General features: G+C 39.9%; 24 protein-coding genes. 23 read left to right on the top strand and 1 reads right to left on the bottom strand.

Going from position 1 to position 22894, the window contains the following annotated elements:
* From DWW13_RS15975 to DWW13_RS15900, 15 genes are all read left to right on the top strand, one after another.
* Positions 1-2067 (top strand): heavy metal translocating P-type ATPase (locus tag DWW13_RS15975; protein WP_118720557.1); only part of this gene is annotated, 2067 nt, incomplete at its 5' end.
* A 16-nt stretch (positions 2068-2083) separates the two neighbouring features.
* Positions 2084-2602, top strand: a complete 519-nt coding sequence (locus tag DWW13_RS15970; RefSeq protein WP_055058976.1) for a DUF6921 family protein — start codon at positions 2084-2086, stop codon at positions 2600-2602.
* Between the two features lie 10 nt (positions 2603-2612).
* Positions 2613-3152, top strand: coding sequence for a pilus assembly protein PilX (locus DWW13_RS15965; RefSeq protein ID WP_117688774.1), 540 nt, complete (start codon positions 2613-2615; stop codon positions 3150-3152).
* The gene (locus DWW13_RS15960) at positions 3149-4693 is read left to right on the top strand and encodes an FAD-binding protein (RefSeq protein ID WP_118720555.1); all 1545 of its coding nucleotides are present in this window, start codon (positions 3149-3151) and stop codon (positions 4691-4693) included. Before DWW13_RS15965 ends, DWW13_RS15960 begins: the two co-directional genes overlap by 4 nt.
* Positions 4690-5400, top strand: a complete 711-nt coding sequence (locus DWW13_RS15955; protein ID WP_330425622.1) for a succinate dehydrogenase/fumarate reductase iron-sulfur subunit — start codon at positions 4690-4692, stop codon at positions 5398-5400. Before DWW13_RS15960 ends, DWW13_RS15955 begins: the two co-directional genes overlap by 4 nt.
* Before the next feature lie 135 nt (positions 5401-5535).
* Complete coding sequence (locus DWW13_RS15950) at positions 5536-5835, top strand: ArsR/SmtB family transcription factor (RefSeq protein ID WP_005330972.1); 300 nt, start codon at positions 5536-5538, stop codon at positions 5833-5835.
* A 497-nt stretch (positions 5836-6332) separates the two neighbouring features.
* Positions 6333-6758, top strand: coding sequence for a hypothetical protein (locus DWW13_RS15940; protein WP_055268413.1), 426 nt, complete (start codon positions 6333-6335; stop codon positions 6756-6758).
* Positions 6759-6806: 48 nt separating this feature from the next.
* Positions 6807-7421 carry a nucleotidyltransferase domain-containing protein gene (locus tag DWW13_RS15935; RefSeq protein ID WP_118720550.1) on the top strand — a complete coding sequence of 205 codons (615 nt, stop codon included), beginning with the start codon at positions 6807-6809 and terminating at the stop codon, positions 7419-7421.
* A 589-nt stretch (positions 7422-8010) separates the two neighbouring features.
* On the top strand, positions 8011-8682 hold the full coding sequence (locus tag DWW13_RS15930; RefSeq protein ID WP_023922624.1) for a hypothetical protein: 672 nt from the start codon (positions 8011-8013) through the stop codon (positions 8680-8682).
* Positions 8683-8698: 16 nt separating this feature from the next.
* Positions 8699-8776, top strand: coding sequence for a DUF4314 domain-containing protein (locus tag DWW13_RS15925; protein ID WP_081717107.1), 78 nt, complete (start codon positions 8699-8701; stop codon positions 8774-8776).
* A gap of 134 nt (positions 8777-8910) precedes the next feature.
* Positions 8911-9885, top strand: a complete 975-nt coding sequence (locus tag DWW13_RS19525; protein ID WP_023922623.1) for an amidoligase family protein — start codon at positions 8911-8913, stop codon at positions 9883-9885.
* 58 nt (positions 9886-9943) lie between these two features.
* On the top strand, positions 9944-10711 hold the full coding sequence (locus DWW13_RS15915; RefSeq protein WP_023922622.1) for an ABC transporter ATP-binding protein: 768 nt from the start codon (positions 9944-9946) through the stop codon (positions 10709-10711).
* Entirely contained in the window at positions 10701-12773 is a 2073-nt protein-coding gene (locus DWW13_RS15910) for an ABC transporter permease (RefSeq protein ID WP_023922620.1), read from the top strand. Before DWW13_RS15915 ends, DWW13_RS15910 begins: the two co-directional genes overlap by 11 nt.
* A gap of 19 nt (positions 12774-12792) precedes the next feature.
* Positions 12793-13470 (top strand): response regulator transcription factor, encoded by a 678-nt coding sequence (locus DWW13_RS15905; RefSeq protein ID WP_023922618.1) that lies wholly within the window; start codon positions 12793-12795, stop codon positions 13468-13470.
* Positions 13467-14492: a sensor histidine kinase gene (locus DWW13_RS15900; protein ID WP_118720548.1), complete on the top strand. Its 1026-nt coding sequence runs from the start codon at positions 13467-13469 to the stop codon at positions 14490-14492. The genes DWW13_RS15905 and DWW13_RS15900 overlap by 4 nt, the downstream gene beginning before the upstream one ends.
* A 49-nt stretch (positions 14493-14541) precedes the next feature.
* Here DWW13_RS15900 and DWW13_RS15895 read toward each other — a convergent pair whose 3' ends face one another.
* Positions 14542-14790, bottom strand: coding sequence for a DUF6061 family protein (locus DWW13_RS15895; RefSeq protein WP_117813853.1), 249 nt, complete (start codon positions 14788-14790; stop codon positions 14542-14544).
* Positions 14791-15223: 433 nt separating this feature from the next.
* Between DWW13_RS15895 and DWW13_RS15890 the strand changes: the two genes are divergently transcribed.
* The 8 genes from DWW13_RS15890 (at position 15224) to DWW13_RS15845 (ending at position 22761) form a co-directional block, all read left to right on the top strand.
* Entirely contained in the window at positions 15224-15394 is a 171-nt protein-coding gene (locus DWW13_RS15890) for a hypothetical protein (RefSeq protein WP_023922615.1), read from the top strand.
* 141 nt (positions 15395-15535) lie between these two features.
* Positions 15536-16435: a hypothetical protein gene (locus DWW13_RS15885; protein ID WP_023922614.1), complete on the top strand. Its 900-nt coding sequence runs from the start codon at positions 15536-15538 to the stop codon at positions 16433-16435.
* A gap of 427 nt (positions 16436-16862) precedes the next feature.
* The gene (locus tag DWW13_RS15880) at positions 16863-17216 is read left to right on the top strand and encodes a helix-turn-helix domain-containing protein (RefSeq protein WP_023922613.1); all 354 of its coding nucleotides are present in this window, start codon (positions 16863-16865) and stop codon (positions 17214-17216) included.
* Positions 17217-17226: 10 nt separating this feature from the next.
* Positions 17227-19029: a hypothetical protein gene (locus DWW13_RS15875; RefSeq protein WP_023922612.1), complete on the top strand. Its 1803-nt coding sequence runs from the start codon at positions 17227-17229 to the stop codon at positions 19027-19029.
* A gap of 850 nt (positions 19030-19879) precedes the next feature.
* Positions 19880-20407, top strand: coding sequence for a replication initiator protein A (locus DWW13_RS15860; protein WP_023922610.1), 528 nt, complete (start codon positions 19880-19882; stop codon positions 20405-20407).
* Complete coding sequence (locus DWW13_RS15855; protein ID WP_118720546.1) at positions 20407-21222, top strand: ATP-binding protein; 816 nt, start codon at positions 20407-20409, stop codon at positions 21220-21222. Before DWW13_RS15860 ends, DWW13_RS15855 begins: the two co-directional genes overlap by 1 nt.
* A complete protein-coding gene (locus DWW13_RS15850; RefSeq protein ID WP_004844954.1) occupies positions 21219-21428 on the top strand; it encodes a MerR family transcriptional regulator in 210 nt (69 codons plus the stop codon). Before DWW13_RS15855 ends, DWW13_RS15850 begins: the two co-directional genes overlap by 4 nt.
* A 133-nt stretch (positions 21429-21561) precedes the next feature.
* Positions 21562-22761 (top strand): site-specific integrase, encoded by a 1200-nt coding sequence (locus tag DWW13_RS15845; RefSeq protein WP_118720544.1) that lies wholly within the window; start codon positions 21562-21564, stop codon positions 22759-22761.
* The last annotated feature ends 133 nt before the right edge of the window (positions 22762-22894 follow it).

The raw sequence follows: 22894 nt of genomic DNA, 5'->3' as shown, positions 1-22894 counted from the left end.
GAAAAAGAAGTCGGAGAGTTGGATGGAGTGCAATCCTCAGTGGTAAATCTGATGAAGCAGACGCTTACAATCAATGTTGCTCAGACAGCCGCAGATACGATAGCCAGTCAGATTGAAACGATTGTTCATAGCCATGAGCCAGATGTGGAAGTTTCTGAAATTGTACAGGAATCTTATATACCGGAAAAAAAGCAGGAGGCCAATGAATCCTATAACAATGAGGATAAGAAGTTGACAGTTCGTTTAGCGACTGGTGCAGCAATCTATGCCATTGGTATGGCATTGACTGTTTTTGCGAAAGTGCCACTGCCTATCGAGTTAGCTTTTCTCATTGTTTCTTATGTTATTCTTGGTGGAGATGTTGTATGGCAGGCTGTGAGGAACATTTCAAAGGGGCGTGTATTTGATGAACATTTTTTGATGAGTGTTTCTACGATTGGGGCTTTTGTCATTGGTGAATATCCAGAAGCAGTTGCTGTTATGCTATTCTATCAGGTAGGTGAATTTTTTCAGTCATTGGCTGTTAAGCGTTCCAGAAAATCTATATCAGACTTAATGGATATACGTCCAGATTCTACTACAGTAAGAAGAAATGGGGAATTGATTACCATATCTCCAGAAAATGTCTCCATTGGTGAGATTATTATTGTAAAGCCTGGTGAAAAAATTCCATTAGACGGTGTGGTATTGGATGGAGATTCTATGCTGGATACAAGCGCCTTAACAGGAGAATCAGTTCCGAGAAGTGTTCATAAAGGAGACGAAGCACTTTCCGGTTGTATGAATCAGACGGGTGTCTTAATGATTAAGACAACAAAAGCATTTGGTGAATCTACGGCTTCAAAGATTATTGATCTTGTGGAAAATGCGTCAAGCCGAAAAGCACCAACAGAAAATTTTATTACTACATTTGCACGTTATTATACACCTGTGGTTGTAATCTTAGCAGCTTTTCTGGCGATTCTGCCACCGATCATTCTTGGCGGAGGCTGGACAGAGTGGATTCGCAGAGGATTTGTTTTCCTTGTGGTATCTTGTCCATGTGCATTGGTTATTTCAATCCCGCTGACTTTCTTCGGCGGCATTGGTGCAGCATCTAAACGAGGTGTTCTTGTAAAAGGAAGCAATTATTTAGAGGCACTTAATAATGTCAGCGTTATTGTGTTCGATAAAACCGGAACACTTACAAAAGGTGTTTTCAATGTGACGGATATTTTGCCTGCAAATGGATTTTCAAAAGAACAGGTTCTGGAGTATGCGGCAGAGGCAGAGAGTTTTTCTAACCATCCTATTGCAAAATCCATTCTTGCTGCTTATGGAAAAGAAATTGATCAGTCAGTGATTTCTGATTATAAGGAAATTTCAGGATATGGAATCAGTGTAATGGCAGGGGAAAAGAAAGTTTTTGCTGGCAATACGAAACTTATGGATACAGAATGTATAGAGTACACAACCTGTGAAAACGCAGGTACAAAAGTTTATTTGGCTGTAGATGGTCAATATGCAGGATGTATTTTGATAACAGATGAAGTGAAGCCGGACAGTAAAAAAGCAATTTCTGACCTGAAACATATCGGCGTGGAAAAAACAGTCATGCTTACCGGTGATGATGAAAAAATTGGGAAGTCCGTTGCAGAAGAATTGCAGTTGGATGAATATTATGCACAGCTACTTCCTGACCAAAAAGTGGAAAAGGTTGAGCTTTTAGATAGTAAAAAGAGACCGGGAAGCAAATTGGCTTTTGTTGGTGATGGTATCAATGACGCTCCTGTCCTTGCCCGTGCAGATGTTGGTATTGCAATGGGTGGGCTTGGTTCGGATGCGGCCATTGAAGCAGCAGATGTAGTTCTGATGATAGATGAACCGTCTAAGCTGGTGGACGCAATTGAAGTAGCAAAAGCGACAAAACAGATTGTCATGCAGAATATAGTGATTGCTCTTGGGATTAAGAGTGTGTTCCTGATTCTTGGCGCTCTTGGTATTGCGGGAATGTGGGAAGCTGTATTTGGTGATGTAGGCGTTACCATAATTGCTGTTTTGAACGCAATGAGAATTTTGAAAAAATAGGAAATGAGGTGGGAATGTGAAACGAAAACTGATTCTGTTAGTTGTTACGATTGTTTTTCTTGTAGGTTTTGGTGTCATATTACATTCACCGCCTTCTATGATTGATGCAGTCACAGGAGCAACACCGAAGTCAAAAAAGGCGGCTCAAGCCTCCGCACAGTTGGAAGGCTCTTATGTTCTCGGTATTAATATGATGTCAGATGGTCTCGACAACGAGAACACCCGGAATAAATTAAAAGAATTGGCACTGGACGATTCGGAAACAAATGAAACAGATCTCATGAAAACGGACATTAGTTTTCGGTTATATGTATCTGAGACGGATTATCCGCTTGTCAGTTATGCTAAGAAACTCTGTGACAGGTTGAAACAGGCCGGTTTTTCCGTAGATCTGAAAGAGTACAGTAACACAATGATGCTGTCAAGAGTGGTAAGTGGAAAGTATGATGTATTCCTGGCATCGGATGATTTTATTGACGTTACAACGTTATCACAGATGGACTATATGATCATGGACAGCGAAGAAATGAGGTGAGCGGGAATTTATGAGAAAATGGAATACGATTTTGTCTGTTTTAATGCTTCTCATTTTTATGATTCATGGAATCATGGGAAGCTTTATGCTGAACGGAGTTGGAAGTAGTGCAGGGAAACTTCTTGCATGGATTGGTGTTGGTATTCTTGTTGTGCATACGGTGATTGGTGTCATCCTGACAGTTCAGAGTTTACAGACAGCGAAGCAATCCGGAAAAATGTATCTGAAACAGAACGCCATATTTTGGGCGAGACGAGCCAGTGGGATGGCAATACTGATTCTGCTGTTCTTCCATATTGGCTTGTTTGGAAAGGTGCAGAATGGGACATATATTTTGTTCCCTTTTACAACGGTAAAGATGGTAACTCAGCTTTTGTTCGTGGCGGCAATCTTTGTTCATATTTTTATCAATATCCGCCCATTGCTCGTATCGCTGGGAATCATCAGTTATAAAGAACGAAGGGGTGATATTTATTTGATTCTTTCGGTGCTCCTTCTGTTTATAGCGGGCGCAGTTATTTTCTATTATATTGGGTGGCAATATCTATGAGTAAGACAATTATTATTATAGGTGCTGGACTGGCAGGACTTTCAGCGGCTTTGCAGGCAGCGGAAAATGGATGCAATGTAAAACTGGTTTCCTCCCTTCCGTCAGAGCGGGCACAGTCTGTTATGGCGGAGGGCGGTATCAACGCAGCTTTGAATACAAAAGATGAAAACGACAGTCCCGAAGAACATTTTACAGATACAATAAAGGCAGCATGTGGTCTGGCAGATCCAAATGCAGTTTGGGGAATGACACAGGCAGCACCGGAGCTGGTGCACTGGCTGTTAGAACTTGGAGTTCAATTTAACATGAGCGGCTATGATGATGTGGATCTGCGGAATTTTGGCGGGCAGAAAAAGAAAAGGACTGCTTTTGCGCAGAGCGATACCGGGAAGCAGATCATGACAGCTATGATAGACGCTGTTCGCAGGAAAGAAGCATCTGGTATGGTAGAACGGTTCAGCCATCATTCTTTCCTAACACTTCGTCTGTGTGACAATATTTGTTGTGGCTGCGTAATCAGGGATGAATGCAGTCAGGAGACTGTGGAATTACCGGGGGATGCGGTTATTGTTGCCACCGGTGGTATGCACGGATTGTTTGGAAATACAACGGGTTCGCTGAGCAATACAGGAGAAGTCACCGCAGAATTGTTCCGGCTTGGTGTTCCTCTGGCAAATGGCGAGATGATCCAGTATCATCCGACAACTGTGAAATGTGGTGGAAAACGCATGCTCATCAGCGAGGCGGCCAGAGGGGAAGGTGGCAGGTTGTTTGCCATGAAAGATGGAAAACAATGGTATTTCATGGAGGAAAAATACCCGGAGCTTGGAAATCTGATGCCACGAGATATTACCGCCAGAGAGATATGGAAGGTCAGCCATGAATCAGAGGTATTTCTTGACATGACGGAAATATCGGACGAGATTATTTCAAATAAGCTATCTGGTCTGGCAGACGATTGTATGACCTATCTGCATAAAGATATACGAAAGGAACCGGTGTCTGTTTTACCGGGAATTCACTATTTTATGGGAGGCATTCTGGTGGATGAGCAGCACAGAACGCCGATTCAGAATCTTTACGCTGCCGGAGAATGCTGTGCCCAATATCATGGTGCCAACCGTCTTGGTGGAAATTCTCTGTTAGGAGCGTTATACGGAGGACGTGTTGCGGCAAAATCAGCATGCGAACAGGCAGATGTAGTAGATCTATCTTGTGCGACACAGATAGATTTTCCACCAGCGTCTCAAATTTCAGAAATAAAGCAATTAAACAAAGTGATGCAGGAGACTATGGGCGTTGTCAGAAATGAGAATACGTTGTTAAATGGGATTCAAACGGTACAAGCGCTGACAGGAAATCTTCCATTGCTTGGCATGGCAGTTCTAAAGAGTGCTCTTGCAAGAAAAGAAAGCCGTGGTGCACACTGGCGGGAGGATTATCCGAAGAGCAATGACAATGATTACCTTAAAACAACGGTAGCCAGATTTGATGGAAAGCAGATACAGATTTCCTTTGTACCTGTTCCAGAAAGGCGGTGATTCACTTGGTATATAAAATAAAAATCAGGCGGCAGGAGAGTCAGAAAACAGATAGTTATTGGCAGGAATTTGAGTTTGACGGAAGCAAAAACAGCTCTGTTGCCACTGTTCTAAAGGAATTGAACAGTAGAACTCCTTTGAAAGATAACTCAGGAACTATAGTTACTCCCATCAGCTGGGAATGTAGCTGTATGGTGCGAAAATGTGGGGCTTGCGCCATGCTGATTAACGAACGTCCGAGGCTGGCATGCTCTACATTTCTACATATGTTAAAAGGTTCTACAATCACCTTGGAACCTTTAAGCAAATTTCCGCTTGTAAGAGATTTGATCGTTGACCGGTCAAATCTGTTTGAAAATTTGAAAAAACTGAACCTTTGGCTTGAAAGTGAAGCTTATATGAGTTCGTGGACACATGAACCGAGATACCAGTCGGCACGCTGTCTGATGTGTGGCTGCTGCCTTGAAGTGTGTCCTAACTTCTCTGCAAATGGGACTTTCGCAGGCGCTGTTGCTGCAGTCAACGCATTTCGGATTCTGAATGAAGAACAGGAAAGCACTCATTTGAATGAGATTTCTGCTGAATATAAGAAGAAATATTTTGAGGGATGCGGGAAGTCGTTATCTTGTCATGATATTTGTCCGATTGGTCTGCCTGTGGAAGAACTGCTTGTAAGGTCGAATGCAGCGGCTGTTTGGGGCAAATAAAATGGATGATAAAAGCTATAATGAATGTATGAAGAGAATCAAAAACTTGATTCTCTTTTTTAAAATACATACATTGACAAATATCTATGTATATATTATATTGAACATAGACAATGATCAATGTGAGGTGTCAATATGAATGCAATGGATGTGGCTTTGATATGCAAGGCTTTGGGCGATGCGAACCGGCTGGAAATTGTACAGATGCTGTCGGATGGAGAAAAGTGCGGGTGTAAACTTTTGGAAAGATTTGAAATTACCCAGCCAACTTTATCCCATCATATGAAGATACTGGTAGGATGCGGCCTTGTGAATGATCGTAAGGAAGGAAAATGGCATCACTATTCTTTGAATTGTGAGACATTGATGAATTACAAACACTTTATAGAATCCCTTACTTGCCTTGGATGCGGTGACGGGGATTGTTGTAAATAATTTAAGGAGAGAGAGCAGATATCATGAAAAAAGAATCAAATTCAGGAATTAGTTTTTTCCAGCGTTACCTGACTGTAACCTGCCAAACATCAATCTGGGGCAGTTGCAGATAATTCTCGCAGCAGCGGGCTTACTTTCTGTATTAGCAACGGTTGGGATTGTATTCTGCAAATATTGTTCTCATCGTATCAAATCTCATTATCGTTAAATCAATCATTTGTTGCAAAAATCAGAAGCATTTCAATCAGTTCACCATGTCACTTTTATTTTGTGTTATACTGTTTTATAGGATTTTCTTGCCCTTGTATTTACCCTTATCAGAGTTCGTAAACACTGGCGGGACAATATAACACAAGGGAAACAATAAGGGAAAGTTCACCAGTGATAAATTCAGTGTTTTCAAGGGTTTGCGGAGAATTTAATAACAAAATATAACAGTTATTAAATCTCTTAAAACAGGTGAAATCTCAATCGGAAGTTGTAGAGGAGGAAACAAAATGCTAACCGTTAAACCAACAGCAGAAATGCTTGCAGAGTGGAAACGAATTTTTGAAGCACACCATGCAGCGATGAAGCCAAACCGAAAAACAGGAACAGAAGTAGACCAATATTTCAGAAATAAATATGCCCATCAAGTATTTAACGATGCAGCTTTTCAAGAAATAGTTGCACTCAATATCACAGAGAATGCATTCTCTCGCAACAAATTGCCCAAAGGTGTGCTTCCTAATATAAAAAGCTATAAGACAGGCAATGCTCTTGTCGGCATTGATTTAAGCACAGGAGAATTTCATATTGAAAGCGAAAATATCGAGGAAGTAATGCCACTGCACGATGATTTGTTTGTCTACCGTGGATTAGATGAGGAAGATTTGAAAAACATCTTTTTGGTTGCGGAGTATGTAAAACTCATGCAAAACTAAATTCCAGTTTTTGAAACTGAGAAATCGGTATTTGAGGAGGCGAATGTAATGAAAAGTACGGACAAAATAATAGACTATTTGAAAAAGACTTATCAACCGGAATCGATAATTGTCTATGGTTCTTTTGCTGACGGAAGTGCAAATCTGAATAGTGACTTTGATACACTTATTATTGCAGGAAAAGAAAAACTGCATGATTCATCTTTTGTTGATGGCGTTGTTCTTGATGTATTTATTTATCCGCCGGATCAGTTCCTGTCGGAGTACGACCCGGCTGAGTTTGCACAGGTGTGGGATGGGAAAATCATACTGGATAAAAACGGAATGGGTGGATGGCTAAAAAAGAATGTACTTGACTATATAGAACATATTCCTTTAAAAACGGCAAAAGATGTTTCGCAGGAAATTAAATGGTGTGAAAAGATGCTGTTACGCACAATGCGAGGAGATGTTGAAGGTTACTATCGTTGGCATTGGTTATTGTGTGACAGCCTTGAAATATATTTTGATATAAAAGGCATACACTATTATGGTCCCAAAAAAGCATTACATTTTATGGAAGAAAGCGATTCAGAAGCGTTTCATATATATTCGAAAGCCTTGTTGGAGTTTAATCAAGAAGGGTTATCCGACTGGATAAATTACTTGAAAACCATTTTTTAAGATTTACAATTTCAAGTTTGTGTAACTGAAACTAGAGCAACAGCCCCAAATTGATGTTTTAGTTTTTATAGACGATAATACAAGAGTATGCCTATCTCTGCCCCTCCTTCGTTAAATAATGCACACCCCCGTCAGTAGTCTGAACCCCCTTAACTGACTACGATTTGACTACTACACATTGCTTTGAATTGCACCATTTTGAAGTATTTTGTAAAAAGTGTAGTTATAAACAAGAAAAAAGATGATGCCCGGAAAAGCCGATAAACCAACGCAAAACTCGGCATTACAGGGTATTTCAGAACAGGAGAATTTTATGATTAGAGTACTTTTTATCTGCCACGGCAGTGTTTAAGGGATGCCGTGAAAGCCTTGGTTTTAAAGGATTTTTTGATGATTGACGAATAATTTGCACCTTATTTACACCTTTGGAAGACCGGATAGGAATAGTTAGAATAGGAAGGCGTGAGATGAATCTTACGTCTTTTTTCTTGGAGTTTATGTAAGCATATATTACTTGAAAAATCAAATAATATATGATGAATTACAAATGTGACGTAAAAAGAGTCACGCTTATAAAAAGGTGATTAATATGAAAGAATTTTTGGAAAAAACATTAAGGCAAAATGTAATAATGACGGAGAATAAAGAGGTGTATAAAAAGCTCCCGTTAGCATATTGTGGAAGATATGATATTTTTACGGTAGAGACGAATGGTGTATTATGGATGGCTATTCATCCCAAAGATAATGTCGGACTTGTTATGTTACGTAGAGACAGAGCTGGCGTGGAAAAAATGACAGGATTAAATTGTGCAATATTTCTTGATCGAACAACATTTTATATAAAAGAAAAGATGATGGAAGAAGGAATTCCTTTTGTAATAGAAGGAAAGCAGGTATTTCTTCCATTTATTGGATATTTGTTGAGTAAGGAAAATGAAAGAGAATTGGCACCAGTTTATCTGATTTCATTTTTGACGCAAAAAATGCTTCTGATGGCTATTTATGAACGATGGAATGAAGTGAAAGTATCTGATGCAGCAAAACGAATAGGAGTGTCAACAAAATCTGCAAGCCGGTGTTTTGATGAACTGGAATATTTAAATATTGATGTGTTGGGTATGAAAGGTAAATCAAGAGTAATAAATATTCCAAATGACCGAAAACAAGTATGGCAGCAAATTGAAAATGTATTAAGAAATCCGGTGATTCGAAGATTTGTTCTGAGAGAAGATATGAAACTAGAAAAGAAGAGGCATTGATGATACTGCTTCAATTATGGTCAGCTGGGACAACGGAAGCAGTCTGAATGTGGTCTATGGCGAAGACAAATGCCGTAAAATCACTGAAGAATAATGGTCAAAAATACACAGTTTTTTAGCTGAAAGATTGTGTAGAATATGGCTCTAATTAACTTGATATTATGTGCTTTTAGAGTGATATATAGTACTACCAAAAGGAAAGAAATACACCAAACGGAGGTACATAGAATGAACGAAAAAATAGCACATCAGATTGAGAAAATGAAAAAACAGACCATCGGAGTTGAGGTCGAGATGAACAATATCAAAAGAGATAAGGCGGCAAGACTTGCAGCCGATTTCTTTGGAACAGGAAGATACGAAAATACAGCAAGCAGAAATGGTTACATGACCTGGTCAGCATGGGATGAGCAGGGCAGAGAATGGAAATTTCAAAAGGATGTCAGCATTGCCGGAGATGATGCCCACAAATGCGAAATGGTTACACCGATTCTTAAATACGAAGATATGGAAACCTTGCAGGAACTGATCAGGAAACTTAGAAAGGCAGGGACCAAGAGTGATGCAACAAGGGGATGCGGAGTACACATTCACATCGGAGCCAAGGGACATACCCCACAGACAATGAGAAACCTTGCAAACATCATGGCAAGCCACGAAAGTCTGATAGCCGAGGCACTTGACCTTGACAGAGGCAGAATGAGACGCTACTGCAGAACGGTTGACCCAAGATTCTTAGAGCAGGTCAACAAGAAAAAGCCAAAGACAATGAGCAAGCTTGCAGACATCTGGTACGGTTCACAGGATTGCAGCTACGGCAGAAATCAGCATTACAACGCCAGCGGTGCAGAGCGAGCCTACCGCAGAGCAGTGGACAAACTGACGGAACTTCTGGTTGCTGAAGGTGCAATCCATGCTGTCCGGCTGAAACAAAAATCCAAAACCAAACGAAAAAAGAAAATCGCCGCCGCAATCTACGAATATCAAGCAGACTGCGACGGCGAATGGGGCGAAATTGTATTCGATTTTGAAAGCGGCACAGGGTCGATTGTCCGGCTTGCTGATTGGGATACAATTAAAACGAACTGGTTTGCCAATGAGGCGATCCGGTATATTTTATCATTGTCGCCTGATGTTCTCACAAAATATATGCTCGTCCTCTTGAGCCGCCACTTATATCTTGAATCCTTACAACAACTGTAAGTGGTATTTGCTGTGTTCCCATGCTATCATTTTATTACAAATGATAGGAGGTATTCACATGAAACCCATTTTGAATATTGAAAATTTAACAAAAATCTATGGCAATGTGCCAAGTCAAACAAAGGCACTGAATGGGATCACCTTCCAGGTGATGCCGGGAGAGTTTCTTGGCATTATGGGAAGCAGCGGTTCTGGTAAATCCACACTGCTCAATTGTATTGCGACTGTGATTCAACCCACAGGTGGAAGCATTCAGGTGGAGGGCGTTAATCTGCAAGCACTCAAGGGAAGGACTCTTGCAGATTACCGTGGAAAAAAAGTTGGTTATCTATTTCAGAATTTTGAGCTACTGGATAATCTGACCGGACGTGAAAATATACTGCTTCCAACTTCTTTGCATGGTATACCCGAAAAGGAGAGCAACCAGCGTCTAAGCCAGTTGGCGAAGTATCTGGAAATCAACGATGTTCTGGACAAATTTCCCTCCAAGATGTCTGGGGGGCAGCGCCAGCGTGTAGCGGCAGCAAGGGCACTAATCCTGAACCCCAGAATGATTCTTGCCGACGAGCCTACCGGTGCTTTGGATTCCAAGAATGCAAGAAACATTATGGAAAAACTGTCCGGATTGAACTGCGACGAACAGGCAACGATCTTGATGGTGACCCATGATTCTAATGCTGCCAGCTTTTGCAAGCGTATTCTGTTCATCCAGGACGGTGTGATCTTCCATGAGCTTCGCCGTGGAGATGAAAGCCGACAGGAGTTCTACGGACGCATCTTGAAGGTGATGGCGCAACTGGGAGGGGGGAGTTCCAATGTTCTCTAATCTGATTTTTCGAAACTGTCGCCGCAGCCGAAAGGAAAACGGCCTGTTTTTCAGCTCCCTGGTGATTTCTATTATTGCCTTTTATATGATTCTTTCCATCTCCACCCAGGATGTAATGATTTTTTTGCAGAAAATGGAGAGCGATGCAGTGAACAGTCTCCTGCTTCTAATTCCTGTGTTTTACGGAGTGACCTTGGGTATTCTTTTCTTCTTGATTTACTTCGCCTGCAAGTATCAATTTGAGCGCAGACGCCACGAGTTTGGTGTCTATCTGATGTTGGGAATGCGCAGAAGCAAACTGTTCTGTATGCTTTTGGCGGAGGATTTGTTAAGCAGTATTCTGGCGCTGCTCATTGGCTTACCTACGGCTGTAGTGCTTTCGGAAATTGTTAGTCTTGTCACCGCTAAGCTTGTGGGTATGGGGATCATCGGCCATCATTTTTCTTTGTCTTGGTCTGCAATAAAATGGACACTGGCAGGATTCTTGGGTATTAAACTGCTGGCACTTCTGATTTTGAGCGGAAAGATCAGCCGACAGGAGATTGGAACTTTATTATCCCAGCCGACGAACCGCTCCCAAAAGCAAATGCCCTCTGTTATCTATGGGCTGGCTGCTGTATGCGGAAGTGTGATGTTGGCAGTGGCTTACTGCATGGCGATTCAGGGAATTGCATGGACGAAGGTAAGTATGATGGGGCTGACTTTACTGTTGGGTTCGGCTGGTACGATGCTGCTGTTCTATGGAATGCGGGCACTGATTGCACTGATTGTTAAAAAAGGCAAGGGAAATAAGCAGCTTCATGTATTTACCTTCCGTCAAATTCAGGAGAATGTCATTCATCAGTCAAGCTCCATGGCAATCAGCTCTCTGCTGATTCTGGCAGCACTGTGTTGCTTTGGTGCAGGCGTGGGAATCGCAGGAACGAACAATCTATCCACTGGCCATGTAATCGACTATACCTTTGAAGATCATACCGTTGAAGATTCGGCGCAGGTTCTTCCAAATATACAGGCAGTCCTGAAAGAAAACGGTTTGGAAAATCAGTTTTCTGAGCTTTTTGAAATGAAGGTTGGGCATATTCGCACCACAGAAGATTATGAGAATGCCTACAGCATGGACGCTGTTATGGACTCTCTTCGGAGCCTGCCCCAGTCGGAAGATCGGGATGTCCTTCTGGACAATCTTGGTTATGCCACATCCCCGTATTTGATTTGTCTGTCGGACTATAATCGTTTACTGGAATTGTCCGGCAGGCCTGTCATTAAATTAAGTGAAGATGAAGCCGCTGTTTATATAGGTTTCGACTTTACTACTGTAAATCGTACCGCAATGCTGAACGGCATACTTACTGAACAGCCTGAAACGGAACTGGTTGGCAGTCCGATTTATCTTACTGGAGAGGTTCAGTCTGTAAATTTGATTACGGATCGTTCTATTACTTTGTCCTTTGCATTGATTCTTCCAGATGAAGCCTTCCTCTATCATACCCAAGGAATGTATGATACGTATGTGAATGCGGTACTCAGTGAGCAGGCTATGGAAGGAAATAGCCTTATGACTGCCTATTCTGGTCTGAACGAGGAGCTGGACGAAATAGGTATCGAATATGAAAGCTATCTTCAGAACATGGGACGCCAGCTTTTCTATACCGTAGCATCCAGCTATATTACCCTCTATCTGGCGATTGTGTTCCTGGTGGTTGCCAACACCATTGTGGGTGTTCAGTTCCTGATGAGCCAGCAGAAAACCGGGCGTAGATACCAGACCCTGATCCGCCTGGGAGCCACTTACGAAAGCCTTTGCCAGTCTGCCGGAAAGCAGATTGCGTGGTTTATGGGACTTCCTGTATTGGTTGCAGCTGTCAGCAGTCTGTTTGGAGTCAGAGCGTTGTTTACAGGGATACTCTCGTCCCGAACCCGTGGGACAGTGTCTGAAATGCTACTTGTATCTACTGCTATGATTTTGCTGCTTTGCGTGATAGAATATATTTATATGAGAGTGGTCAAGCACTCCAGTGATCGGTATTTGCTGACACTGATGCAGTCGCAGAGAGAAGAATAATTGGGAAGGAGGTGCTGTCGTGAAAAGAATTGCTGTTGTGGAAGATGAAGTCTATATGCGGGAAGAACTCTGCAATATGCTCCAAAAGGACGGGTATCTTGTGGAGGCAATCACCGAGTTTGAAGATGCCGCTCGGCTCTTGGCAGCCCTCCGCCCTGACCTTGTGATCTTAGACCTGAATTTGCCGGAGATCAGTGGCTTTCAAATCTGCCAGGAGCTAAAGAATAAAACCGCTATCCCCGTCCTGGTGCTGACTTCCAGAGACCAGGTAAAGGATGAACTGCAAGCGTTCCAGTTGGGTGCAGATGAATATTTGACGAAGCCGTGCAGAAAAGACCGGCTTCTTGCCAGGGTATCCAATATTCTCAAAAGGTATGAAGGCCGTACCAACCTCATAGAGGGATTGGATTTCTTGTTGGATCAGCAGACTTACACACTTTATATTCATAACACCTCTGTGGTGCTTCCCAAAAATCAGGGAAAACTGTTGGTTGCTCTTTTGGCCAGTGGTGATGCTCTGGTCACGACGGAGCAGCTTTGCTTAGCACTATGGGGAACCACAGAATACATAGACGAAAATGCCTTGCAGGTTAACCTGACCCGGTTGAAAAAGACGATGTCCGGTCTGGAGATGAAGCAACGAATCGTTGCGGTTCGTGGGATGGGCTATCGTTTGGAAGCGGAGGTATCTCCATGAAGCAGTTTTGGCGCATAATAGAACGGTACTACCCTTGGCTGCTGTTGCTGCTGGGGGTGGATTGCTTTTGTTTTATCATTCTTTGGATTTCTGACATTCAGGCATTTCAGACCTTGATTGAGTTAGTGGTTCTGACAAGCATCCTTCTGTTTTCAGCGATCCTGTTTGTACTAAACAAGCGGGAGACCACCCGCCGGGAGCTGTTCCGGGATTTCCTCAGTGATCCTACCATCTGCAACGAGGAAAGGCTGCTCAGTGTCATCAGCCGGGAAGAAGGAGAATCTATCCGGCTTCTGGCCTCAGTTTTACAGGAACACAAAAATGAGAGCAGCAGTATGGCAGATGCCCTACGGGACTATGAAGAATATGTGGAAGGCTGGGCACATGAAGCGAAAACGCCCCTGTCGTTGCTGACCATGCTTTTGGATAACCGAATCGACGAAATATCGCCTTCCCTGCAAGCTAAGTTGGATTATGTCCGTAGTCAACTTCAGGAGAATGTCACGCAGATGCTTTACTATGCCCGGTTAAAGAGCAGTACAAAGGATTATCGGTTTGAAGATGTCAATTTGAATGACTGCTTGGGGGAAGTTCTGGAGGACTATGCCCCACTTCTGGAAGAAAAGCAGTTTGTAATTCTCAACAAACTGCAATATGAAACAGTTTATACAGACCGTAGAGGGATTCAGTTTATGTTGGGACAAATCGTGAGCAATTCCATCAAATATAGCAGCGATAGTCCCATGCTAATGATTTCCATGATACATTCGGAGACCGCAGATGTCCTTTCTGTTGAGGATAACGGCATTGGTGTAAAAAAATATGATCTGCCGTATATTTTTCAAAAGGGCTTTACCGGGGATTCTACTGACAGCCGAAAGAAAGCTACTGGTATAGGGCTTTACCTAGTTAAGAAGATGGCTGACGATCTAAACCTTCGTCTGGAAGCTACTTCCCAGTGGGGAAAGGGCTTTAAGATAGTCATTTTCTTTCCAAAACTGAGATCCAACGGTGGAAAATAATATAAACAGAAAAACGCCCGCAGGATTTTCTCCTGCGGGCAGCATGTTGTCAGCTATCCAAAGGCTTGTATTCTGTTACAGTTTTCAAATAGGTTTCGGGATCGCCGTTCAAGATAAGGTCTGCATATCCAATCGGGTCATTATAAATCAGATAGTCAAGCTCTGACCGTTGATACATATTGTCGGCAACCTCGTTCTCCACTGCAATGGTATCAATCGCAATCATGCTGCTATCGGCGAATTTCAGTTCTACACAGCAGTTATCCATATTGTAGGCACAAGATATTAAGGTTTTCATGGTATGTCCTCCATAATTCGTAATATAAAGCGAAAATCCCGTCTGACTTCCTGTTAGAAATCAGACGGGATTTATCCGTATGCACCCCGGAAACCGTCAGCTAACAGTTGATAAGTAAATTAGTTCCTTATCACTGTTAAGCCAAGGCTTTGAGGTACTTTTTTTGATTTCAATGTGTCAAACTCCCGAAGAAGAGCAATGCAAAGGCGTTTTCCAGAAACAGTTCAAGATAATTTAATATAGCAGAAAGTGGCGCTTTGGCTTAGGCCGGGCGTTATTTTTGTGTGGTTTATTTTAGAGGTGTATGTTATTATAAAAAAGTATTGACAAACAGGATGATTGTGATATTCTATAGTATTCCAATTTATATTGGAATGGGCAACATGGCATACCGAGGTAATTGAAGCGTGGGCTTCAGAAAGGAGGTAGTGCTATGAGTAACTTATCCGTCACAATCGACTGGAAGTTTGTTGTTGCCCTTGGTGCGTCTGCAGTTGGAATCATTTTCGCAGTGAAAATGGATGACTACGCAGCCGAAAGAGTGTCAACCCAAATGGTTAATGCTTGCAAGGAGTTTGCAATTGCTGAACAGTGCAATTGTTAATTTCGTAGATAAGGGTGTATAGCCAAGAGGTTATATGCCCTTTTTTATTATTATGTTTGGGGGGGATTAAGTATGCATATACGAAATCGAATTTCAGATATAAAAAAAATAAGATGTAATGCGTGTCAGGACTATTTGAAGATGGTTGCTGTTGAAGATTGGAAAAATCAGTTATATGAGAAGACTCAGATAGCTGTAAAATATTCTCCAGCAAAGTATAAGCCTGCATATAAAATAATGAGAACAAGAGGTATCGAAAACTATGAAATTGACGATATGGATGTAACATTTATATCGGAGGTTATTCATAAATGTTCATATATATTCCCGTCCAAAGTTGAAACAAGAAAGGCAATAGAGCAACTTACGGAGGATAGAAATGTTAATGGTCATTCTGACGAAAATGAAGAGTGTGAGGAGTTATATAGATATGCGTTTCTTTCGCTTACGAATTTACAGCGTTTTATTGATACCGTTGATGAATGGGAAACTGATATCCCGGACGAGATTAGACTAGAATATAGGCAAAGATATTCAGCAGAAATTATTGAAATGCAAAAATCCATAGATGAAGAACGTATCGACCAGGTACAAAGAACAAAAGATATGGATAAAGACATTCAGAGGATTTTATCTAGTGACGATAGACTTAAAACTTGGTGTGACGTGATTAAAATCTATATGGATAGATCTTTTGTCATTGACCACAATATTGAGTTATATCAAGAGTTTATATTAAGAGCATCGAATGCAGGAATAATTCATGCACACGGACAAGCTGCCGACTACTATCTAAACACAGATAAGAATTGCGATGAAGCAGAGAAAAGAATGCGCTTATTGATGGAAGATAAGGATAATCTTTCAGCGGGGGATGTCCATTCTATTATGTCTGCAATTTCAATGTATATGATACGTGGAAATGTATTGTCAGATGGATTAGAAGATGTGGTGGTTACTTTGATAAACTGGGGATATCCGATTGAGAAGGATAGCACGGGTGTGTATGTAATGTTGAGCAAAAGGGAAAAATCTTTGTAGTCAACCATCCCGGTTTTACTACTATTTCGACTACTACATTTGTAGATGTACTTGCTAAATCTTTCCAAAGTGTAGTAAACTTTGGCAAAAATAATGAAAAAAGAGAAATGCCAAGAAATCCCGTAAAATGGGGCAAATCTTGGAATAAAGCGATAAATCACGAAACCTATTCTAAAGCTTTTCGTTTGCCAAGGCAGGACGCGTACTTTTTGGACAAAGCCTTATAAATCCAGTGCTTTTCTAATACATCTACATGATTTACATAGATTCCAGAAGACCTCGACTTGCAAAATAATCCTTTAGAAAACAACGGATAGCATTCGTGCTACCCGTTATTTTTTATGTATAATAGTCGGGAATGCTGACAAATTGGATGGGATATGATATATTGAAAGAAGTAAGTATATCTGACATTTTGGAGGCGAAGATGAAACGTACAATTGGAGAAAGATTAAAAAAAGCAAGAAAAGATGCCAAGATTCGACAGGGTGCTGCAGCTGAAAAGATGGAGATGTCTCGAACGACTTTAAGTGCAATAGAATCAGACAAAAGACTGGTCTGGGCTGAGGAGATTACAAAGTTTGCAGAGATGTATAAGGTAAGTGCGAATGAATTGTTATATGGATTTGCGGATGAATTTCCGGAGATAGAGTTCGAAGCGTTTCTTGGCAATTCTGAAATTAGAATGATCAACTATTCACTTCTTTATGATCGATTAAATGACAAAGACAAGGACAAAGTAATGAAGTATATAGTTTCTCTTTTAGAACAACAGAATTGAGGATTAATGGATGGATTTAGAAAAAATAGCAACCAGTGCAATCGTATCTTCAATATCTAAAACAGATACGTTGAGTGGATTTATAAATGATGGAGATAAAGAACCGTGTTGGGATGGCAATATTTATATACATGAAAATTCCAGACATTCGAAGAAGAATATTAAAAGAATACCTACTCAGGTTAAGGGGAAAGCTGTCAAGACAAAATCGGTGAAAGATAAAATTAAATATCGGGTCAAATATGATGATTTAAAAGCATACATGATGGATGGTGGAACATTGTTCTTTGTTGTGTATATTGAAAAAGAGACAGGTGAAGCACTTCAAATATACTACGCAGATCTTTTGCCTATTAGAATTATGAAAATACTGGAGCAAACGCAGGACTCTTATTCCATAGATTTTTTCAGTTTTCCATCAGATAATAAAGAAAAAATAGAAGTAGTTCTTAACGCATATAATGATGCTCAAAGACAAAAAAGTTTTGCAGGGAAAAGGTTGCCAACGATAGACGAATTGAACCGAAAGGGAATAATGGAAAGCCTCAGTTTTCACGTTACTCATGTAGGAAAAGAGATATCTCCAAATACAATTCCACAGGTAATGGAAGGCAAATCAATTACATTATATGCAAATATTAAAGGCAATCCTATAGGGATTCCAGTTGAACAACATCAGAATATTACACAGGTTACAACATGTCAGAAATTTGATAAGAAAATTTTTGTTAACGGAATAGAATACTATAATCATTATCTTGTTTTACATAGTGCATTTGATACGAAATTGATTATTGGTAATTGTCTAACGATGACAACACCGGTAGTTGCAGATGCAAATGAATCATCTATCAAAACCACAATTCATATCGATGTCAAAGGTACTTTACGAGAACAAATTAAAGGATTCGAGTTTATCCAAGCGGTTTACGCCAATAATGGATATGAGATTGAAAATACTCATATTTCAATCCTTCTAAAAGAAAAACACTTTGAAGAAAAAATACAAGGGTATTCTAATAGATTGAGTTGGTTAAAGTATATTTTGGATTTGTTGAAATCTATGCATGTTAAAAAAGATTTAGAAATTGAGAATTTCAGTGAGGAGGATGAGAAAAATCTTAATTTCTTGATTGCTGCACATGGCAAACATAAACCCGTTCGAGAGGAAGAGAGACAATTAGAGTGCCTTCAATTATTAAAAATATCAAATATTTCATTAGGTGTTATATATATCAAACACACTGATGGATACTATTATATGCATGATTATTTTGGAGAGCATCTGGAGTCTTATTGGAAAGATGGTGATAAAGCAACACGAATTTCACAGTTTACCGTAATGACTATGGCCGATTTCTTAAAATATGATAATATACGTCTTCCAATGATTGCTGATGATTTTAAATTATTACCATGTTCAGAGGAAATAATCAACGAGGCAAATCTTTTGATGCTCGAAATGATAAAGGCATATGATAAATCAAAAAATGATGAACTACTAGTTACAGCAAAAAAAATAAATGATTGGCTTCAGGAGCATCCTAAATTGATTGGAAGAGAAGTTTGTATTATCAATAAATACCAAATTAAGATCCGAAAAACATATCTAGGTTATTCTGATAAAGCGGAACTATTTTCGATTATTGAGAAATCAGAGAATAACAATTATCGGGCGGGGGCATTTATCTTATTGGGAGAATTTGATGAAGCAAAAAAGATTTTTGACTCTTATGGTGAAGAGCAAATGCAAGAGTTCATCAATTATCCAATATATACATTGTATCAGCAGAGCGGAGAGAACTTAATGTAGAATTGAATGATGAATTATAATAAATACATCAAGTCGAAACAAATTTCAGAGAGAGGAGGTGCTCAACATGATCGTATTGAGCTTTTTATGGGATACATTTAAATTAATTCTCAAATTACCGGTATTACTTTGCTTGGGGATTATATATTCAGTTGTAGGTATGATCAGAGGAATATACAGCATCTTCCACGCATTTTACTGGGTATTTCTTACACTTGCATGCAATGATACTATGGATAAATACCGTGTCAGCCATAAAATCAATTCTACGTTAAAAACATACCGTCTAGACAGCTACTTTTTTAGCTATTATCCAAAAGACATATAATATATAGGCTCAAATGGTGAAAGTGCCCATTTGGGCCTATTATTGTATGAATTCATGTGTACAACCAGAGCAAGATCCACCCGTGTGTTACAGTATTGTCATTTTGACAATTTTGTATTACTTACGAGTAGCAGACTTGATGGAGATAACGTCCCCATACCCACGTGAAAATATAATTGCCGGCAATTACATTTTAGCAGATATGCAAGCATATCTGGATAAGAATTACAGACAACAAAATAATGAAATTTGATAAGGCATTCACTTGGAATAGGTGAGTGTTTTTTGTTTTCAAATATTTAATTAATCGAAAAAAATAAAAAAAGTTTTCCTCAGGGGGCTGTAAAAATGCCTCTCAGCGTTTCGTTTTATGTAAGGGTATTTTTGACAGGAAAAAATAAAAATTTTCATCAAGAGCCTGTATTTATGCCCTTCATCTTTTGAATATGTGTAAGGACATTTTTGAGCCGGCAGAAAAATGTTTTTTACAACAATTAGAAATAGAAACGAGGCGAGAAAAGAATGCAATATGAATACATGAAGGAGTCAGAGCAGATGCTTCAGTACTTCCAGTTTCCGAAGTTTTTGCTAAAGCTGCGCATTTCTCAAACTGCAAAATATCTTTATATGATTTTGTATGACCGGGCGCGGATATCGAGAAAGAATAGCTGGATAGACAAATATGGAAATGTTTATCTGATATTTCCGATAGAGGAATTGTCTGTTCAAATCGGCAAATGCAAATCTTCTGTAAAAACAGCATTGAAGGAATTAGATGATGTGGGACTATTGGTTCGTAGATCCGGTGGATTTTCAAAACCCAATCATTTATATGTAAAAATTCCATCTGATGAGATCGGTTTACAGACGGTTGATGATAAGGCGGTTGAAAAGATAGCTGTAATAGAGTCGGAAAAGCAACCATCATCTGGTCGTAAAAATGGCTGTGCAGAAGCCGGAAATGTGGCACCTAGTAAAGTAACTGAGAAATATAAAAGTAATAAATATCATGAAGTAAATTATTGCTATGGGGAAGGAGAGAGTTTGTGATGAGAGAAGAAGATATTGTATGTGTAGGCAGTGATGGTTTGCAATATTGCAAAGTCTGTGGGGAAGCGAAAGAAGCATTTTTCCCCAAGGGTGGATTTATGGGGATGAAGAAACATTCCAGGCAATGTGCCTGTGACAGAAAAGCGTATGAAGAAGAACAAAAATATTTTAAAGACAAAGAGCACCGGGAATTAGTTAGTAGAAATACGAGCATCTGTTTTGACGAGAGCAGAATGGAAGAGTGGACATTTGAGAATGCAGATATGTCAGATGAGGTAATGCATAAGGCAAAAAAATATGTTGATAACTGGGAGGAAATGAAAAGAAATCATATAGGCTGTTTGTTCTGGGGTCCGGTTGGCACTGGGAAAAGTTATGTTGCCGGGTGCATAGCCAACGATCTTCTTAAACGAGAAGTAACGGTAAAGATGACTAACTTCAATACCATTATCGATGATATATTTCCACTGGCAGACAAAACGGAATATATCAATGCATTGGCTTCGTATCAGCTTTTGATTATTGATGATCTTGGAGTGGAACGAAATTCAGAATATGCGTTAGGAATTATTTTCAGTGTCATAGACCGCAGGATCCGTTCGGGACGACCTTTAATTATCACGACCAATCTTCCACTGAAAGAAATAAAAAACGAGACCCTGTTAGATAAAAGACGTATCTATGACCGTATTTTAGAAATGTGTACGCCTATGTATGTTGGAGGCACAAGTAAACGAGAAGCAATTGCAAGTATGAAAATGGAGAAAGCAAAAACGTTGTTAAATGCAAACAAAGGGGAGGAGGAATGCGAATGAATCATACAGAAAAAACAATACCTGTTTGGAAGAAATATTCTTTAAATGTTTCCGAAGCGGCAGAATATTATGGAATTGGAGAAAAGAGATTAAGACAGATTGCAGGTGAAAATGAAGGAGCAGATTTTATTTTGGAAGTAGGTTCTCATATCCGATTCAAAAGGAAATTATTTGAAGATTATCTGGATACAGCCAGCACAGTTTAAGTAATAGAATAGAAAAAATAGTAATGAAAATAAGTTCATTTTATCTTAGCGAAGGGAAGGTCTTGTGGTATAATGAATAAACCGAGACGGTCTTCCAAGTTAAATGAACATTTAATGAAGGAGACGAAATATTATGAGTGAAAAAAGGAGAGATCATAGAGGACGTATATTGCACAATGGAGAAATACAGTTATCTGATGGCAGATATCGATTTAAGTATGTCGATGAGATGGGAAAGGAGCGTTGCGTATATAGCTGGCGCTTAGACCATAACGATGCAACTCCGAAAGGAAAGCGCCGGGCTTTGTCACTTCGAGAGATGGAGAAGAAAATCCAGGCGGATCATTTTGAACAGATTGTAACAAATGGCGGAAATATGACGGTGCTGGAACTGGTTGAAAAATATACATCAACAAAAACCGGTGTCAGACCTACTACAGTTGCAGGATACGGAACAGTTATCAATTTATTGAAGAAAGATTCATTTGGAAAAAGAAGGATTGATACGGTTCGGATTTCGGATGCAAAATGTTGGCTGATACATCTTCAGCAGGTAGAAAAGAAAAGCTATAGTTCCATTCATTCAATCCGAGGAGTTCTTCGTCCGGCATTTCAATTAGCGGTGGATGATGATCTGATTAGGAAAAATCCATTTCAGTTTCAGCTGATGGAAGTGGTCGTGAATGACAGTGTGACAAGAGAGGCAATCAGCAGAGCGGAGGAACGAAAGTTTCTGCGGTTTGTGAAGGAGGATCCCCATTTTTGCAGGTATTATGAAGGAATCTACATATTATTCAAGACAGGCCTTCGCATCTCGGAATTTTGTGGTTTGACGATTTCTGATATTGATTTCAAGGAGCATACAATCAACATCGATCATCAATTGCAGAAGAAATCAAAAATCGGATATTATATTCAAGAAACAAAGACAACCAGCGGAACAAGAAAGATACCTATGACTGCAGATGTAGAGGAATGCTTTCGGAAAATAATAGAAAAACGAAACCCGCCCAAAGCAGAACCTATGGTAGATGGAAAAAGTGGATTCTTATACTTTGATAAAAACGGAAGTATTTGTTATTCTCTGCACTGGGAGCATTACTTTCAACACATCATTCAGAAATATAATAATACTTACAAAGTGCAGATGAATGTTATCACACCGCATGTATGTCGGCACACCTATTGCTCAAATATGGCAAAATCCGGAATGAATCCAAAAGCATTGCAATATTTGATGGGCCACTCAGATATCAGCGTAACGCTGAATACATATACGCATGTAAATCTTGAGGATGCCAGGAAAGAAATCGCCAGACTTCGGATTGTGTAATTACGATTTTTAATTGATAACAGCAAGGTGTAAAATAGAAAAATATACACCTTATTTTACACCTTTTGCGGACGATATTATGCGAAAATAAACCGAGAGTATGAAACTTTTTCTGTAAAATAATGTTTATAAG

The sequence above is a fragment of the Blautia sp. AF14-40 genome, from assembly GCF_003479665.1.
Lineage (GTDB): Bacteria > Bacillota > Clostridia > Lachnospirales > Lachnospiraceae > Fusicatenibacter > Fusicatenibacter saccharivorans.
The sequence above is the reverse complement of the archived record's forward strand: the minus strand, read 5'-3'. Positions and strand labels throughout refer to the sequence as shown.